Below are 15,000 nucleotides of genomic sequence, written 5' to 3'. Positions count from 1 at the left end.
GAAACCATGAAAAAAACTAATACAATCCGAATGATGCTGGCTCTGCTGGCACTGTTCACAATCACCGTGGCGGGGGCACAATCCCGGGTTGCGGTGACGGGCAAGGTCTCCGATACCTCCGGCCATCCGATGGCCGGTGTGACGATCATCGAGCAGGGAACCACCAACGGAACGACTACGTCGGTGGACGGAACCTATTCGCTGACGGTCAAGAGCAGCAAGAGCGCCCTCGTCTTCAGTTCGCTGGGCTATACGTCGCAAACGATTGGCGTAGGTTCGAAAAACGAAATCAACGTCTCGCTTGACGAGGATGCGATCAACATGAACGAGGTGGTCGTGACGGGTTACGGCCGGACGGTCACCAAGGACAAGTTGACGGCCGCCATCTCGAAGGTCTCGGGCGAGGTGCTCGAACGGGGCGTGCGGGCCAATGCACTGACGGCGTTGGCCGGAACCGTCACCGGCGTGCGTGTCGCCACCACGACCGGACAGCCCGGTGCATCCCCCTCGATCGTCATCCGCGGCGGTGCGGCGCTCGACGGTACGGGCTCTCCGCTGTACGTGATCGACGGTGTGCAGAAGGAGGACATGAACGATATCAACGCCAACGACATCGAGTCGATCGAGATCCTGAAGGATGCCGCCGCCACGGCTCTCTACGGAGCCCGGGCCAATGCCGGAGTGGTTCTGGTGACCACCAAACGCGGCCGGGTGGGTCGCTCCGAGATCTCGTTCAAGGCCAACATCGGCATGAATTATCTGCGCAGGACGAACGAGTTCCTCGAGGCCGACGACTATCTCTACTACCTGCGTCTGGCCTCCTATCGTTCGGGCAACATCGCGGCCCTCTCGGCTGCGGGGCCTTTCGGTACGGGCAATGTCTGGACGGCGGACGGCAACCAGTCGGCGGCCGGAGTCTACAGTCCGATGTTCCTGACCGACGAGAATGCCTTCCTGCTGGACCAGGGCTACAAGAGCATGACGGACCCGATCACGGGCAAGACGATCATCTACAACGAATTTACGGCCAGCGACGCTTCGGTGCGCGACATGGCGCTCACGCAGGATTACAACATCTCCGCCTCGGGCGGTAACGAGCGGGGGCGTTACTACACAAGTCTGGGCTACTACGACGAGTCGGGTTTCCCGGTGATCTCCTACTACAACCGCCTGTCATTCGTGACCAACGGCTCCTACAAGATCACGCCGTGGCTCGAGTCGACCAGCTCGTTGAATTTCTCGCGGTCGGATAGCCGCCAGGTCAGCGACTACATCGGCGGCGGCGAGGCCAACTTCTTCGGCATCATGTTCTCGGCGCCCCCGACCATGCGGCAGTACAACCTGGACGGCGACGAGATCATCCCGACGACCAACTGGGAGAACGGCAACTGGGACGCTGCCAAGGACAGCTTCTACCGCCGCAACACGAACTACCGCTTTACGATGAATCAGGGTCTGAATTTCAGGCTGACGGACCATATCACGCTGAAGTTGAATGGTATGTGGTACTTCAACATGTATGAGAAGGAGAAGTTCAACCGGACCTATCTGGTCAATCCCGGCACCTACAACAGCGACCATGCCGCCTCGGCCAGCTATTCCCGGATGTTGTCGCAGACCTATAATGCGATCGCCGGGTACGAGAATTCGTGGAACGACCACAATTTGAGCGTGATCGTCGGCTACGAGTTCTACGACAAATACAACTTCGGTCTTTCGGCGGGCGGTCAGGGGTCGGACTTCGACGACTTCATCAGCCTGGGCTACATCGACAAGACCGAGGACAAGAACATTACGAAGATCAGCATGAACTCGACGCACGTCCGCGAGCGGAGCATGTCTTTCTTCGGCAATGCCAGCTACGACTGGAAGGGAAAGTACCTCTTCTCGTTCTCGGCCCGCTACGACGGCTACTCGAAACTGGTGAACAACAAGTGGGGCTTCTTCCCGGGTGTGAGTGCGGCCTGGAATCTCCACAAGGAGAAATTCATGGAGGGAACCTCCCGCTGGTTGTCGAGTTTGAAGTTGCGTGCCGGCTACGGTCAGAACGGCAATGTGAACATCCTGGCTGGTGCCTACGATCTGCAGGGCAACTACGGCAAGACGAACAACTATGAGGATGAATACGGCATTCTGATCAACAAGCTTCCCTATCCGGATCTGTTGTGGGAGAAGACCACGTCGGTGGATGTGGCCGTGGAGGCCAGCTTCTGGAACCGGTTGCGGGTGTCGATCGGCGCCTACAACAAGCTCACGTCGGATCTGTTGGCCGAGGTGCCCTTCCCCAGCTCGGCGGGTGTGGGCAACCAGTATACGAACAACGGCAGCGTGCGGAACCGCGGTCTGGAGTTCGAGTTCGAATCGACGCTCTTCCAGAACAAAGACTGGAAGATCCAGTTCGGCGGCAACGCCACCTACATGCGTTCGAAGATCATCCAGCTGCCCGACAACGGCAATCAGAACAACCGTCAGGGCGGACAGCAGGTCTACAATGCGGCCGGCGATCTGATCTGGGTCGGCGGCAAGCAGGAGGGACAGGAGTACGGCGTGGCGTATGCCTACCAGATGGTGGATATCGTCCGCAGCGATGCCGATCTGGCGAACTACGCCTGGTATGTGGACACGACGCCTTCGTCGGGAACGATCTACGGCCCGGGCGTCTGGGCCACGCTGACGGCCGACGAACAGGCCAAGGGGCAGCTGCTCCAGCCGGGTGATGCGGTCTTCTACGACGTCAACGGAGACAACGTGATCGACCAGTACGATCAGGTGAAGATGGGCAATACGGTTCCGCGATGGGTCGGCGGTATGAATCTTTCGGTCGACTGGAAGGGACTTTCGCTCTATGCCCGTTTTGATTTTGCGACGGGCTACGTGGCCCAGAACAGCCGCAAACAGTACTATATGGCGCTTTCGCAGGGAACCTTCAACACCCTGAAGGAGAGCAAGGACACCTGGTCGGAGTCGAATCCGAACGCCACGTACCCGATTCTGATGTATGCCGATACGAAGTTCCGGAACAACTATCGCATGAGCAACATCTTCTACGATGATTCGAGCTATCTCTGCGCCCGGGAGATTTCGCTGACCTACACGCTGCCCGAGCGGTGGGCGCGCATGATCCGGATGAAGAATCTGGCGGTCTCGGTCACGGGGCAGAACCTCTTCTACTGGACGGGATCCTCGCTCTACAATCCCGAATACGGCGTGAACGGCAACGGTGGTTACTCGATTCCGCGCACGGTGCTCTTCGGAATCAAGGCGACCTTCTAATCACACTAAAACTCAAGAACGATGAAACGGATCAAATTTCATATTTCCCTGCTTGTAAGTGTGCTGACGGCATCGTGCAGCGCATTGGACCTGGGCCCGGAGGACATCTATTCGATCAACAACTACTGGAACTCCGAGGAGCAGTGCGAACGCTTCATGGTCGGGTTGCATTACCGCCTGCGCGAGCGTGCCGAAACCTTCTGGCTGATGGGCGAGAGCCGCGGCGGCCTGCTCAATACGGCCTCGGTGACCTCGACCGGCGAGGGGGCCTACAACGTCGAGGCCGTGAGCAACAATCTTTCGGAGGCCAACCCCGTGCTGACCAACTGGGGCAACTTCTATATGGACATCTACCAGATCAACCATGCGATCGACAAGCTCACGTCGGCCTGCGAGTTCCTCGACGACCAGACGCGCAACACCTATCTGGGACAGCTGTACGGCATGCGGGCCTTCTATTACTTCCACATGCTCCGCACCTGGGGCGGGGTGCCTCTGTGCGACAAGCCCGACGTGCTGATGACGAGCGACATTGCGGCGCTGAGCCGCGAGCGGGCCACCGAGCAGCAGACCTGGCAGTTCGTGCGTGACGATATCGACAAGTCGTGTTCGATCTACGAGCAACTCGAGTTCGGGAACTTCAAGGGGAAGAACTGCTACTGGAACAAGGCCGCCTCGTACTGTCTGAAGGCCGAAGTCTACCTCTGGGGAGCGAAGGTAAAGCCTCTGAAAGGAAGTGCGGTGTTTTCGCCGACTCCGGAGGAGGATCTTACGGCGGCCAGGACGGCGCTCGAAAAGGTTGAGCCGCTCTACACCTACAATGCGGACTTCATTGATGCCTTCTCGCCGACGAACAAGGATGCCAATCGCGAGACGATCTTCGCGCTGCGCTACAAGCTGGGAGAGAAGACCAACTTCTACTCGAACTTTACCTACAACGTGGGGACCTTTACGAAGTGGTATGACAAGAACGGCAACAAGCTGGGCAACGAACTCAATATCGGAAGCGGAGCGATGCGTTACGAGTATGCGCTGTCGTTCTACGACCGCTTCTCGGCGGCGGATACGCGTCGGGACGAGACTTTCCTGGAGTTCTACGACATGAACAACGATGGCGAACTGCAGCCGGCGGGTCTGATCCTGCGCAAGTTCCTGGGGGAGACGAGCAACGGCAGGGTGCAGTATACGAACGACATGCCGGTTTACCGCTACATGGATGTCGCTCTGATGCTGGCCGAGATCGCCAACGGCCTGAATCAGTCCTCGGAGGTTGAGCGTTGGATCAATGTGGTCCGGAAGCGGGCCTGCGGCTCGTCGGCCGAGACGTTCACCTATACGACGGCAGACGACGCCGAGGAGGCGATCCTCGCCGAACGCGATGCCGAGTTCGTGGCCGAGGGTAAACGCTGGTACGATGTCCGTCGCATGGCCGGGGGCAAACATGCCTTGGAGCTGGTGAACGGCAATGAGTTGAAACTGGTTTGGCCGATCGACTCGGGTGTTCTTTCGAAGGACAACAAGGTCAAACAGAATGAAGGTTATGTAACGGAATGAGAGCCGTATTGACCTATCTTCGGAGCGTGATGCTGCTGGCGGCGGGATGTTTGAGTGTCCTGCCGGCAGCCGCTTCGACAAGTCGGGCGGAGCTCTACCACACCCGGGTGCCAGTGATTCTGGACAAGACCCACAATGTGGTGGCGGAATTCTGTCTCGAGGCGGAGGATTCTCCCTCATGCCTCGATGCGGTGGAGATCCGGATCGAAGGGGTGGCGCCCGAGGCGATCCGTGCGGTGCGGCTGCTCTACACGGGAACCATGTCGGCCATGCTTTCACGGACGACCTCCTATGCCATGCGTGATGAGTTCCGGTGGCTGGGAGGCGGACAACGGCTCTATGCCGATCCGGCCTATGCCGTGGAGCAGGCTGTTGGGCGCCCGGATGCCGACGGCCGGCTGCGGCTCGTCTCCGGACAGCGGCTTGTCAAGGGACGCAACTGGTTTTACGTGAGCCTGGAGGCCGACGGATCGAAGGTGTCGGAGCTCTCCGAGCCGTTTCGGCTGGAGATCGTGCAGGTGGAAGCGGACGGCCGCCCGGTGGAGACGATCGCCTCGGGGCAGCCACTTCACCGGTGGGGCGTTGCCGTTCGTCAGCACGGCGACGACGGAGTGTATGCCTATCGCATCCCGGGGCTGGTAACGACTCCGCAGGGAACACTGCTGGGGGTCTACGATGTCCGCCACCGGACGAGTCTGGATCTGCAGGAGGACATCGATGTCGGACTGAGTCGCAGCACGGACGGCGGTCGCACTTGGGAGCCGATGCGGATTATTCTTGACATGGGTTGTCGGGGCGGACTTCCCGAGGCACAGAACGGGATCGGCGATCCGTCGATTCTGGTCGATGAATCCACGGGCGAGATCTTTGTCGTGGCGGCCTGGACCCACGGCTTGGGCAACGACCGGGCCTGGACTGCCGTAGGAAACGGCTTCGAGCCGATCGAGACGGCCCAACTGATGCTGGTCAGCAGCCGGGATGACGGACAGACCTGGTCGGAACCGCGGAATCTGACCCGACAGATCAAGCGGGCCGACTGGTACTTCACGTTGCAGGGGCCGGGACGGGGAATCACGATGCACGACGGAACGCTGGTCTTCCCGATTCAGTATATCGACTCGCTGCGGATCCCGCACGCCGGGATCATGTACAGCCGCGATCATGGTGCGACGTGGCAGACGTACGGCGGGGCGCGCAGCAACACCACCGAGTCCCAGGTGGCGGAGATCGCTCCCGGCAGGCTGATGCTCAACATGCGGGACAATCGTCGTACGGGGCGTGCCGTCAGTACGACGGTCGACATGGGTCGCACATGGCTGGAACACCCCTCGACGGGTTTTTTGCGTGAACCGGTCTGCATGGCATCGCTGCTGGCGGTGCCGGCCTCCGGGAATGTGTTGCGGCGGGATCTGCTGCTCTTTGCGAATCCCGATACGACAAAGGGACGCAGCCATTTGACCGTCAAGGCAAGTCTCGATGGCGGGGATACCTGGTTGACGCGCAACAGCCTGCTGCTTGACGAGGAGGAGAACTGGGGCTATTCGTGCCTGACGATGGTCGACGACGAAACGGTCGGGATTCTCTACGAGTCGAGCCGGGCTCAGTTGGTGTTCCAAGCCGTGAAGCTGCGTGACCTGGTCCGTGATTCGACGGCCTCGATGCCGGTCTGGCGGGAGCTATCCGCAATTCCCTCCACGGATGCCGGATTTGCTCGGGGCGTTTCGGCCTCTCTGTCCGGCTCTGTGGGGAACCGTCTGATCGTGGCCGGTGGGGCCAACTTCCCGGAGACTCCGGCCGCGGAGGGCGGTGAGAAGCGCTTCTACGATGAGGTCTGGATCCTGTCCGACATACGGTCGAAACACCCCGTATGGCGACTGGCCGGCCATCTTCCCGAACCGGCGGCCTACGGCATGGCGTGGTCCCTGCCCGGCGAAATGGTGGTGGCGGGCGGCGCCAATGCACGGGGAGCCATGCGTCGGGTCTTGTCGCTTGGCCTGCGGGGCGGGAAGCTGCGGCTCCGTCCGAGACCGGATCTACCGCTTGCCGTCGAACAGGGAGCTGCGGCACAGGATGCGGGTATGCTGTATCTGGCGGGCGGACTGGCCGACGGAGAGCCTTCGTGTGAGGTGCTGGCCTGCGATACGCGTGACGGGCGGTGGATGTGGCAGCGTCTGACCCCGCTTCCCGAGCCTTTCGTGCAACCGGTTGCCTTCGCCGCCCGGGGTCGGTTATATGTCTGGGGCGGATTCGATCCCGAACGGCGTCGCGTGGCGGATTACGGCTATCGGTATGACCCCGCGACGAAGCGTTGGAGCCGGATTCCCGGACTACCCGACGGCGGAACGATGACCGGATCCTCCGCAACGTCCCTCTCCGACGGCCGGCTGCTGGTTGTCGGGGGCGTCGACCGGGAGATCTTTTCCGATGCGCTGAGGCTCGGGGACGATGCGGCCCGGCGCAACTATCTCTCGCAGCCGCCCGCGGCCTATCGTTTCCGCTCGCGCATCTGGATTTTCGATCCCGGGACCGAGAGCTGGAGCGAGGCGGGTGTCTCGGGACGTTCGGCCCGGGCTGGGGCTGCGCTTGCAACGGTCGGCGGCGAGGTGGTGATGTCGGGAGGCGAGACCCGCCCCGGCGTCCGGACGACGCAGATCTGGCATCTGCTCATGGATTGATCATAGAATAAGCATATCATGAAAAATACGAAGATACAACGCTATTATCCGTGGATTGTCGTTGCGCTGTTGTGGGTCGTTGCTCTGCTGAACTACATGGACCGGCAGATGCTCTCGACGATGCGCGATTCGATGCAGATCGATATTACGGAGCTGGAGTCGGCGGTCAATTTCGGCCGTCTGATGGCTGTTTTCCTCTGGATTTACGGTTTGGTGAGCCCGGTGGCCGGCGCTTTTGCCGACCGGTTGAGCCGCAAATGGCTGATCATCGGTTCGCTGGGTGTATGGTCGGCCGTCACGCTGCTGATGGGCTATTCGTCCTCGTTCCAGCAGATCTACTGGCTGCGGGCGCTGATGGGCGTCAGCGAGGCCCTCTACATCCCGGCAAGCCTCTCGCTGATTGCCGACTACCACACGGGCAAGGCCCGGAGTTTTGCCATCGGTGTCCATATGACGGGCCTCTATGTCGGGCAGGCCGTCGGCGGATTCGGCGCGACGGTCGCCTCGCTCTTCTCCTGGCAGGCGACCTTCCACTGGTTCGGAATCATCGGCATCGTCTATGCCGTGGTGTTGATGCTCTTCCTGCACGAAAAGCGGGAGGCCCGTCCCGAAACGGAATCCCTTCAGAAACCGAAGCAGCCGGGAATTCCGATTTGGCACAGTTTTGCCATGCTGTTCTCGAATGTGGCGTTTTGGGTCGTCCTCTTCTTTTTCGCTTCGTCGTCCCTGCCGGGTTGGGCCACGAAAAACTGGCTCCCGACCCTCTTTGCCGGGAGTCTCGATGTCCCGATGTCGGTTGCGGGTCCCATATCGACCTTTACGATCGCTTTCTCATCGTTCCTGGGCGTGTTGATCGGCGGGCCGATGTCCGACTGGTGGGTGCGCCGGAATCTGCGGGGACGCATCTACACGAGCGCTATCGGGCTTGGATTGATGATTCCGGCGCTCGTGCTGCTGGGACTGGGCCACGGCATGTTTGCCGCCGTGGGTGCCGGACTCTGCTTCGGAATCGGATACGGAATGTTTGATACGAACAACATGCCGATTCTGTGTCAGTTTGTACCGACACACCAGCGGGCCACGGCCTACGGAATTCTGAACATGCTGGGTGTGTTTGCCGGCGCGGCCTGCACCGAGGTGCTGGGGCGCTGGGCCGACAGCGGCAATCTGGGGCAGGGCTTTGCCCTGCTGGCCGGGGTGATTGCCGTAGCCCTGCTTCTGCAATTGAGCGTATTGAAACCTGCGACGGATAACATGGAGTGAGTAGGTTGGTGTAATCGCCGGACGAGGAGCGCCGCAGCGTCAGTCAGACACTGCGGCGCTCTGTTCGTCACCGGATCTCTTTTTCTTCGTCGGGGCGGCCGTCAGTTGACCACCACCGTCGGAAAGTATTCGCGCAGCAGCGCTGCTGCGCGGTCCAGTTGCTCGGGGGTGTTTTCCCGCACGCCGCGCAGGCGGTAGTCGAGTCCCATCGCTTCGTACTTGTGGACCCCGAGGGTGTGGTAGGGCAGCAGTTCGACCCGTTCGATCGAGCGGCAGCCGCCCAGCCTCTCGCCCAACCGGCGGATATCCTCCTCGGCGTCGCTGTAGCCCGGGACAAGCACGTAGCGCAGCCAGAACGGCCGTCCGTGCTCCTCGAGCCAGGCCGCCGTGCGGAGCGTCTGCGTGTTCGAGCGTCCGGTGAGGACGCGGTGGCGTTCGGGATTGGCCTGCTTGACGTCTAGCAGCACCAGATCCACCAGCCCCATCAGCTCCTCGACGGCCGGATTCCACACCCCGCCGTTCGAGTCCAGACAGACGTGGATCCCGGCCTCCTTCAGATCGCGCACCAGCGGAACGAGCGCCGCGGCCTGGAGGGTCGGCTCGCCGCCCGAGAAGGTGACGCCGCCCCGCCGCCCGAAGAAGGGCTTCTGGTCGACGGCCATGCGCAGGATTTCGGCCGGATCGGTCTCCCGGCCGCCGCCCGTCTCGATCGTGTCGGGGTTGGCGCAGTAGAGGCAGCGGAACGGGCAGCCCTGCAGGAAGACGACGAGCCGGAGTCCCGGCCCGTCGAAGGTTCCCATCGATTCGTAGGAGTGTACGCGAATCATCCCTGCCAGGTGCTACATCCGCTCATGAAAACTGCGGCTGATGACCTCCAGCTGGTGTTCGCGGCTCAACTTGGTGAAGTTCACGGCGTAGCCCGATACGCGGATCGTCAGCTGCGGATACTTCTCCGGGTGCACCATGGCATCCTCGAGCATCTCGCGGTTCAGCACGTTGACATTCAGGTGGTGGGCCCCCTTGGTGAAGTAGCCGTCGAGCATCGTCACCAGGTTCTCGACCCGATCCTCGGGCGTCGGACCCAGTGATTTGGGGATGATCGAGAAGGTGTTCGAGATGCCGTCCTGCGAGTCGCGGTAGCGCAGCTTGGCCACCGACGAGAGCGAGGCGATGGCGCCGCTCTTGTCGCGTCCGTGCATGGGGTTGGCACCCGGTGCGAAGGCGACACCCTTGGCGCGGCCGTCGGGCGTGGCGCCGGTCTTCTTGCCGTACATCACGTTCGAGGTGATCGTCAGCAGCGACAGCGTCGGGCGGGCATTCTTGTAGACGGGCAGCTTCTTCAGCTCCTCGCTGAAGTAGTAGACCAGATCGACGCCCAGATGGTCGACACGGTCGTCGTTGTTGCCGAAGCAGGGGAATTCACCCTCGATGTCGAAGCTTTCGGTGAGTCCCTGTTCGTTGCGGCGCGGGGTCACCTTGGCATATTTGATGGCCGAGAGCGAGTCGAGGGCGATCGAGAGGCCGGCCACGCCGTAGGCGAGGTTGATGCGCGGGTCGGTGTCGACGAATGCCATCTGGGCCTTCTCGTAGTAGTACTTGTCGTGCATGTAGTGGATGATGTTCATCGCCTCGTTGTAGACGCGGGCGATCTCGTGCAGCACCTTCTTGTAGTTCTGCATCACCTCCTCGAAGCGCAGCGGACCCTCCGACAGCGCCGGGATTCCCTTGACCATCAGTGTGCCGGTATTCTCGCAGCGGCCCTCGTTCAGGGCCAGCAGCAGCGCCTTGGCCAGGTTGCAGCGGGCGCCGAAGAACTGGATCTGGCGGCCGATGTCCTGGTACGACACGCAGCAGGCGATGCCGTAGTCGTCCGAGTGGCGCACTTCGCGCATCAGGTCGTCGTTCTCGTACTGGATCGAGCTGGTGTCGGCCGAGACGCGGGCGCAGAACTCCTTGAATCCCTGCGGCAGATCGGGGCTCCAGAGGATCGTGAGGTTGGGCTCGGGCGAGGGGCCCAGGTTGTAGAGCGTCTGCAGGAAGCGGAACGAGGTCTTGGTGACCTTCGTACGGCCGTCGTTGAAGCGTCCGCCGATGGCCTCGGTGACCCACGTCGGGTCGCCGGCGAAGATGTCGTTGTAGGACTGCATGCGCAGGTGGCGCACCATGCGGAGCTTGATGACGAACTGGTCGATGAGTTCCTGGGCGAAGGTTTCGTCGATCAGGCCGTGCGCCAGGTCGTATTCGATGAAGATGTCGAGGAACGACGAGACGTTGCCCAGCGACATGGCGGCGCCGTCCTGCTCCTTGACGGCGGCCAGATAGGCCATGTAGACCCACTGTACGGCCTCCTGGGCCGACGTGGCCGGACGGCTCAGGTCCAGACCGTAGTATTCGCCCAGCGTGCGGATCTCCTTGAGGGCCTTGATCTGCTCGGCCACCTCCTCGCGCAGGCGGATGCGGGCGTCGGTCATCGGGCCGGTGAGCGAGCGCAGGTCCTGCTGCTTGGCCTCGATCAGGCGGTCCGTTCCGTAGAGGGCCAGGCGGCGGTAGTCGCCGATGATGCGGCCGCGGGCATAGTTGTCGGGCAGTCCGGTGAGGAATCCCAGCGAGCGGAACGAGCGGATCTCCTCGGTGTAGACGTCGAAGACGCCGTTGTTGTGCGTCTTGCGGTAGTGGGTGAAGATGTCGCGCACCTTTTCGTCAATATCCGTGCCGTTCTCCCTGCAGGCGCGCGAGACGACGTTGATACCGCCGAAGGGTTTGATGGCGCGCTTGAGGAGCTCGTCGGTCTGCAGGCCCACGATCAGTTCGTTCTCACGGTCGATGTAGCCGGCCTTGTGGGAGGTGATGGTCGATACGGTCTTGTTGTCCAGCGAGCGGATGCCGTTGTTCTGACGCTCCTCCTCGAGGGCCTTCAGGCAGAGATTCCAGATGTGTCGGGTGCGTTCGGTAGGTCCCTGCAGGAACGAGGCGTCGCCCAGATAGGGGGTGATGTTCGTCTGCACGAAACTCGTGACGTTGATCTCCTTGCTCCAAAGCCCGTCGATAAAGGTTTTGTTCAATTCCATAGATGCGTTTGTTGTTCGTTTTGGGATTAAGATTGTCATCTTTTGGCGCCAAAGATAGACGATTTTTCCCATACGCAACGAATCGCGGTTACAAATTTTTATAAAATTTGAAAAAAACACCTGCGTTTCGGTAGCCGGGGCCCTTGGAAACGCACTTTCCGAAATTGCTGAAAATGGCTATCTTTGCGGTAAATCCTGATCATCTCGCCCTATGGAAGAACTTACCCTGACCACGCCGGCGCTGTTGTTTTCGGCCGTGTCGCTGATTCTGCTGGCCTACACCAACCGCTTTCTCTCCTATGCACAGCTGGTGCGCACGCTCAAGGAGCAGCACCTCGAACACCCTTCGAAGGTGACGCGCGCCCAGATCGACAACCTCCGCCGCCGGCTCCAACTCACGCGCATGATGCAGGCGCTCGGTGTCTCGAGCCTCTTCTTCTGCGTGGTGACGATGTTTCTGATCTATGTCGGGCTGTTCGGCGTTGCGGCGTGGATCTTCGGGCTGGCGCTGCTTCTGCTGATCGCATCGCTCGGCGTTTCGCTGCACGAGATTCAGATTTCGGTCCGGGCGCTGGAGATCCACCTGCGCGACATGGAGAAATAGGCCGCTGGCAGCCTCCGCCGGCCGTCTTCACCGGCCGTCTTCACCGGCAACCTTCGCCGGCCGCGTTCGCCCTGGCCGTTGCCCCTCCCGCCTCTCCGGAGGCAGGGCTCCAAAAAACGAAGATGCCGCGACGTCGCGTCGCTGCATCTCCCACTAACCTACTTATGTAACCTAAAACCAACTTGTGAAATCGTCTTCCGGTTTTCACGTTGCAAAGATACGGGGCCGTTGTCTCAGCGAGATGACGGCCCCGTTACATTCGTGTGACGAATCACCGGAAAGCGTTACTTTTCCTTTGCAGGGGCGATTTCGTGCTGCGACTCGAGGAAGTAGTGCTGCGACTTGAGCAGGTTGCGCGACTGGAGCACCATGGTCTTCGTCTCGTTGAGGATCGTCAGATAGAGGACGCTGGCGCGGGTCGAGGTCTGCGGGTCTCCGTTGATGCGGCGCAGCTGGCTCTTGACGGCCTCGACAATGGTGTCGAAGAGGCGGTCGCGCATTTCGAGCACCAGATCCAGATCCGAGAAGTCCTTCGATGCGAGCATGTCGTTGATCTTGTCGAAGATCTCCTCCACCTGGTCGTTGACGCGCATCAGATCGACGATCTGCTCCTTGGACATCCCCTCGTGGTTGTTGTCGATGTGTTCGAACGAGGGGCGGGTGATGTGGATCAGCGCCTTGGTCACCTCCGAGAGGTAGTCGACCACCTGGACGTAGAAGTGGCCCGTGTCGATGTCGCAGCGCTGCAGGCGTCGCAGTGTGGGCATGATGTTGTATTTGCGCTCGCGGGCCTCCTCGAAGAGTCGGTTCGAGTCGCGGACCATCTCCTTCAGGACCTTGCGGTTCTCCTTGAAGACGGCCACCAGCGTGCGGTTATAGATACGCGTGACCTCCTGCATCGTGTTGCAGACCTCGCCGATGCAGGCGCAGAGCACCTCGTCGGGCGTTTCGGCCTTCTCGAGCGGGAGCAGCTCCTTTTCGGCCTCCTCCTTCAGCGCCGGGGTCTTGCGGTGGCTGCGGATGAGCAGCCAGGCGCAGATCAGCGTCAGCGCCACGACGGCCACCCAGCCGCCCCAGAGCAGCAGCGCCGTGACGGCCAGGGCGATGAGGAATCCGCCCAGCGCGGTGATGAACCACCCCGAGATGACGGCCATCACGCCCGTGATGCGGTAGACGGCGCTCTCGCGGCCCCACGTGCGGTCGGCCAGCGACGAACCCATGGCCACCATGAAGACCACGTAGGTGGTCGACAACGGGAGTTTGTACGACGTGCCGATGGCGATCAGTATCGAAGCGGCCGTCAGGTTGACCACGGCGCGGATCAGGTCGTACTGGGCCGAGGTGCGCTCCTCGACGGGCAGCGGTTCGAAGCGGCGGTCGATGGCCTTCTGCAGGCGCTGGGGGACGATGCCGCTCCAGAGGTGGTTGGCCATGAGCGTCAGACGTACCAGACCGCGCGAGAGGAATGTCGAGCCGAAGCGCTCCTCCTCCTCGTGCTGCGAGGCGAGCGAGAGTTCGGTTTCGGCCACGTGCTGCGACTTTTTCGAGAAGAAGAGCGTCAGCACCATGATCACTCCCGAGACGATCAGGATCAGGAAGTTGGCACGGGCCGGGGCTTCGAGCTGTCCCATCATGATAGCCTCGCTGCCGGCGTCACGGGCGATCTGCCAGGCGTCGAAGCTGGCCAACGGTACGCCGATGAAGTTCACCAGGTCGTTTCCGGCGAAGGCCAAGGCCAGGGCGAAGGTTCCCGAGAGGATGGTAATGCGCATGATGTTCAGACGCATGCGCTGGAAGATCCACAGCACGATGGCAGCCACGATCCAGAAGACGAAGAGGGTGAGCAGCACATGGTTGGTGACGTATTCGGAGATGGCCGTGGGGATCAGCCCCGAGCTCTTGAGTCCATTGAAGAGGGCGAAGTAGAGGACTCCCGAGAGCGAGAGGCCGCACCAGACGGCGCCCCAGCGGCGGAAGACCGGTGCGTAGCGGAACGAGAAGATCAGCCGCGAGACGTACATGTATATGAGTCCGGCGACGAAGGCGAAGGCCACCGAGAGCAGGATGGCGGCGATGATGACCATGGCCTTTCCGGTGTTGATGAACTGCGAGAGGTCGTGCAGCGAGAAGGCCGGATCGGCCGAGATGCGGAAGAGGGCCGTGGCGACGGCGGCGCCCAGCAGTCCGAAGACCATCGAGACGGTGGTCGAGGTCGGCAGGCCGAGCGTGTTGTAGAGGTCGAGCAGCAGGACGTTCCCGAGCATCATGCCCAGGAAGAGCATCATGATCTCCGGGAAGGAGAACTGCCCGGGGTAGAAGACCCCGCTGCGGGCCACCTCCATCATGCCGCTGGAGGTGAGCGTACCGATGATAATACCCGCGGCGGCGACCCAGAGGATCGTGCGGCGCGGGGCGACCTTCGAGCCGATGGCCGAGTTGAGGAAGTTGATGGCGTCGTTGGCGACGCCCACGACAATGCCCATCACGGCCAGAATGGCCAGAATGATGACGATGGCGGTAAACAGGGGCGACATATATCTGTTGCGTTATTGAATTTCCCGAG

General features: G+C 61.3%; 8 protein-coding genes. 5 read left to right on the top strand and 3 right to left on the bottom strand.

The genetic code is table 11. The features are described 5' to 3' along the window. Nucleotides 1-6: 6 nt before the first annotated feature. From B5E60_RS09185 to B5E60_RS09170, 4 genes are read left to right on the top strand one after another with little or no spacing between them, the layout of a single operon-like run. Nucleotides 7-3,273 carry a SusC/RagA family TonB-linked outer membrane protein gene (locus B5E60_RS09185; protein ID WP_087311212.1) on the top strand — a complete coding sequence of 1,089 codons (3,267 nt, stop codon included), beginning with the start codon at nucleotides 7-9 and terminating at the stop codon, nucleotides 3,271-3,273. A 21-nt stretch (nucleotides 3,274-3,294) separates the two neighbouring features. Continuing rightward, entirely contained in the window at nucleotides 3,295-4,827 is a 1,533-nt protein-coding gene (locus tag B5E60_RS09180; RefSeq protein WP_087311211.1) for a RagB/SusD family nutrient uptake outer membrane protein, read from the top strand. Further along, nucleotides 4,824-7,502: an exo-alpha-sialidase gene (locus B5E60_RS09175; protein ID WP_143260711.1), complete on the top strand. Its 2,679-nt coding sequence runs from the start codon at nucleotides 4,824-4,826 to the stop codon at nucleotides 7,500-7,502. Before B5E60_RS09180 ends, B5E60_RS09175 begins: the two co-directional genes overlap by 4 nt. 18 nt (nucleotides 7,503-7,520) lie before the next feature. Then, the gene (locus B5E60_RS09170) at nucleotides 7,521-8,765 is read left to right on the top strand and encodes an MFS transporter (protein WP_087311209.1); all 1,245 of its coding nucleotides are present in this window, start codon (nucleotides 7,521-7,523) and stop codon (nucleotides 8,763-8,765) included. A gap of 101 nt (nucleotides 8,766-8,866) precedes the next feature. Here the strand turns inward: B5E60_RS09170 and pflA are convergent, their stop codons facing one another. Continuing rightward, complete coding sequence (pflA, locus tag B5E60_RS09165) at nucleotides 8,867-9,592, bottom strand: pyruvate formate-lyase-activating protein (protein WP_087311208.1); 726 nt, start codon at nucleotides 9,590-9,592, stop codon at nucleotides 8,867-8,869. Nucleotides 9,593-9,604: 12 nt separating this feature from the next. Further along, on the bottom strand, nucleotides 9,605-11,833 hold the full coding sequence (gene pflB, locus B5E60_RS09160; protein ID WP_087311207.1) for a formate C-acetyltransferase: 2,229 nt from the start codon (nucleotides 11,831-11,833) through the stop codon (nucleotides 9,605-9,607). A 211-nt stretch (nucleotides 11,834-12,044) separates the two neighbouring features. On the opposite strand from pflB, the gene B5E60_RS09155 reads away from it, so the two are divergent. Continuing rightward, nucleotides 12,045-12,437 carry a DUF2721 domain-containing protein gene (locus tag B5E60_RS09155; RefSeq protein WP_087311206.1) on the top strand — a complete coding sequence of 131 codons (393 nt, stop codon included), beginning with the start codon at nucleotides 12,045-12,047 and terminating at the stop codon, nucleotides 12,435-12,437. 284 nt (nucleotides 12,438-12,721) lie between these two features. Here B5E60_RS09155 and B5E60_RS09150 read toward each other — a convergent pair whose 3' ends face one another. After that, complete coding sequence (locus B5E60_RS09150) at nucleotides 12,722-14,971, bottom strand: inorganic phosphate transporter (protein ID WP_087311205.1); 2,250 nt, start codon at nucleotides 14,969-14,971, stop codon at nucleotides 12,722-12,724. Nucleotides 14,972-15,000: the final 29 nt, after the last annotated feature.

It is taken from the genome of Alistipes sp. An116 (assembly GCF_002161005.1).
Taxonomy (GTDB): domain Bacteria; phylum Bacteroidota; class Bacteroidia; order Bacteroidales; family Rikenellaceae; genus Alistipes; species Alistipes megaguti.
This window is presented reverse-complemented; position numbering and strand designations above follow the sequence as displayed.

What these genes read in the sequence shown, in the direction of transcription:
- B5E60_RS09185 (WP_087311212.1), top strand. Translation starts at nt 7, where the DNA reads ATGAAAAAAACTAATACAATCCGAATGATGCTGGCTCTGCTGGCACTG.
- B5E60_RS09180 (WP_087311211.1), top strand. Translation starts at nt 3,295, where the DNA reads ATGAAACGGATCAAATTTCATATTTCCCTGCTTGTAAGTGTGCTGACG.
- B5E60_RS09175 (WP_143260711.1), top strand. Translation starts at nt 4,824, where the DNA reads ATGAGAGCCGTATTGACCTATCTTCGGAGCGTGATGCTGCTGGCGGCG.
- B5E60_RS09170 (WP_087311209.1), top strand. Translation starts at nt 7,521, where the DNA reads ATGAAAAATACGAAGATACAACGCTATTATCCGTGGATTGTCGTTGCG.
- pflA (WP_087311208.1), bottom strand. Translation starts at nt 9,592, where the DNA reads ATGATTCGCGTACACTCCTACGAATCGATGGGAACCTTCGACGGGCCG.
- pflB (WP_087311207.1), bottom strand. Translation starts at nt 11,833, where the DNA reads ATGGAATTGAACAAAACCTTTATCGACGGGCTTTGGAGCAAGGAGATC.
- B5E60_RS09155 (WP_087311206.1), top strand. Translation starts at nt 12,045, where the DNA reads ATGGAAGAACTTACCCTGACCACGCCGGCGCTGTTGTTTTCGGCCGTG.
- B5E60_RS09150 (WP_087311205.1), bottom strand. Translation starts at nt 14,971, where the DNA reads ATGTCGCCCCTGTTTACCGCCATCGTCATCATTCTGGCCATTCTGGCC.